2 protein-coding genes are annotated in these 2,039 nt (G+C 60.7%); both read right to left on the reverse strand.

Translation table 11 applies throughout. From position 1 onward, the window contains the following. Window positions 1-185: 185 nt before the first annotated feature. The gene (locus VEK15_15750; GenBank protein ID HXV62154.1) at window positions 186-1,025 is read right to left on the reverse strand and encodes a DUF1684 domain-containing protein; all 840 of its coding nucleotides are present in this window, start codon (window positions 1,023-1,025) and stop codon (window positions 186-188) included. A 92-nt stretch (window positions 1,026-1,117) separates the two neighbouring features. Continuing rightward, on the reverse strand, window positions 1,118-1,870 hold the full coding sequence (locus VEK15_15755) for a hypothetical protein (GenBank protein ID HXV62155.1): 753 nt from the start codon (window positions 1,868-1,870) through the stop codon (window positions 1,118-1,120). Between the last annotated feature and the right edge of the window lie 169 nt (window positions 1,871-2,039).

Raw genomic sequence — 2,039 nt, forward strand, 5'->3', positions numbered from 1 at the left:
CTTCCTCCCCCGCCCGACAGCTCGATCGTACAGGTGACCCCTTCGACCGGGTTTCCTTGCTCGTCGACGAGCTTGCCCCGAATCGAGCCGCGTTGCGCGTGGACATCCAGGGCTGCCAAGGTGAAAACGACGGCAAGGAAAACCGTCCATCGATGGGTTTGCATCGTCAATCTCCTTCGGTTTCTCTACGAATCGATCTTATGGTAATCCTTCTCGCCCGCCTCCACGCGAGTCTTCAAGCGGTTCTGCTGAACCGGCACGGGGCAGGTCGTGAAAGGATTGAAAACGCAGGGCGGGTTGTAGGCTTTGTTGAAGTCGACGACGACCCGACCGTTCTCCGGTGGGCCGGTGCGCAGGAAACGGGCGGCGGGATAGGTTTCCTTGCCGCTGGTTCCGTCGCGGAATATCAGCCACAGACCCTGGGACGTTTCGAGCGGCTCCATCCGGATGGTCTCTCCGTGGAGCTCGAACTCGACCATACCCGGGCTCTTGTACCGCTCGATATCGCCCAGGATGTTCAGCATCTCGACCTCTTTGAGCTCGGCGTAAGGCTCGAATCGTGCCGTGACACGATAGCTGGGATCGACGGCGAACCACGAGAGTCCTTTGAATTCCTTGCGAATCGGACTATCGAGATCACGCAATCGGATCGCCTTCCGATCCCCGCTGAGATGCAGCCACATGGAAAGCCGTTTGATCGCGAGTGCGTTCTTCTCGCCGGGCTCGAGCACCGAGGTCCGGATAGGCGCTCCGTCCTTCGTGACCTCGACGCCATCGGCCGCCCGAAACGTCGTCTTGTCGCCCGCATGAGAGAAAGTACCGACTAGAGGAGGTGCGGAGCCTTCGGGCAGCACGAAGTCGGCCGTCGGGTCGGCGCCGACCGAGCTTTCCCCGTCCCGGAGCCAGAACAAACCGGCTACCGTCAGCCAGCTTCCGTCCGCCTTGAGGTCGGTCTCGCGCTCCGAACGCCAGCTCTCGATCTCCTTGATGTAGGAGGCATCTTCTCCCGAGACCCAACTCACCATGCTAGCGGCCAAAACGGCAAGTGCGAAGAGACCAGACGGTCTCGAGGCCCCACGTCTTCTCACAGCCCACCTCCACGGTTCAACTTATTACTCTACCTCGCGTAGGCAAGCGGGTCCAAAGGGGCCGGGCTCTCGAATACGGAGTCGGGGACGTTCTCGAGAACGGCCAAGTTCTCGTGCTTGCGCTCTCCCCGATCCGCGGAAAGCAGGATGGCGCCGTATCTTTTCCAATCTTGCCAGGGAATCTTGAAGCCGGGCTCCGAGTCGGTCGCCTTCGGATAATAGTCCCATTGGGTGACGAGCCGAGTCGTCTTGTCGACGTACACGTGGTACTTGTTCTCAGGCGTGAGGCCAACGGACTCGAAGGTGAGCTCGAGGACATCCGCCTCCGCACCTGCTTCGGTCGTGCGGTTGCCCAGGTACCTCAAGGTTACGCCCGTGTCCTTCAGCTTGTACGGCATGAAGACCCAATACGCGTCGTTGATCCAGGCCCCGTAAGCCCGCTGCAGTGCCTCCTCCCGCTTCGCATCATCCAAGATCTCTTCGCCGTTCTCGAACGCGCGACCCTGCTTCGTGTTCAAGTTCATCAGGACGATCGTGCCCTCGTTCTCGAAACGGAGATTCCCGGTGTGTTTGTCCCAGACGTGCGTACGCCGGCCGAAGAACTTCCAGGTGAGGAAGCGCGTCTCGTTCCAGGCCTCGTAACCGCCGAGAGCCTCCATCACTTCATTCGCGATGCTCACGGCCTCGGGATCGGAACCGTCCAGGTCGAATCCGGGCGCGGGGGGATAGTCTTGGGGTGACGCGAGGCCGGCAACGAGTAAGAGAGCGGCTGTCCCTCTCATTCGTGGATTGTAACGGTCCGCCTCACGTCGTTCAACAGATCCCCGTTTTCGCGAGGCGCCCGCCACAAGGGGACGATACGACTCAGCCAGTGACTCGATACTTTCTCGCGGAAGTAGCGCTCGTGCTCGGCTTCGACGGCGGACATGTGAACGAGGGGTCTAACGAAGT

This window comes from Vicinamibacteria bacterium (genome assembly GCA_035620555.1).
Lineage (GTDB): Bacteria > Acidobacteriota > Vicinamibacteria > Marinacidobacterales > SMYC01 > DASPGQ01.

Excerpts from the sequence above, each read along its gene's own strand:
- VEK15_15750 (HXV62154.1), bottom strand. The coding sequence starts at position 1,025 with ATGGTGAGTTGGGTCTCGGGAGAAGATGCCTCCTACATCAAGGAGATC.
- VEK15_15755 (HXV62155.1), bottom strand. The coding sequence starts at position 1,870 with ATGAGAGGGACAGCCGCTCTCTTACTCGTTGCCGGCCTCGCGTCACCC.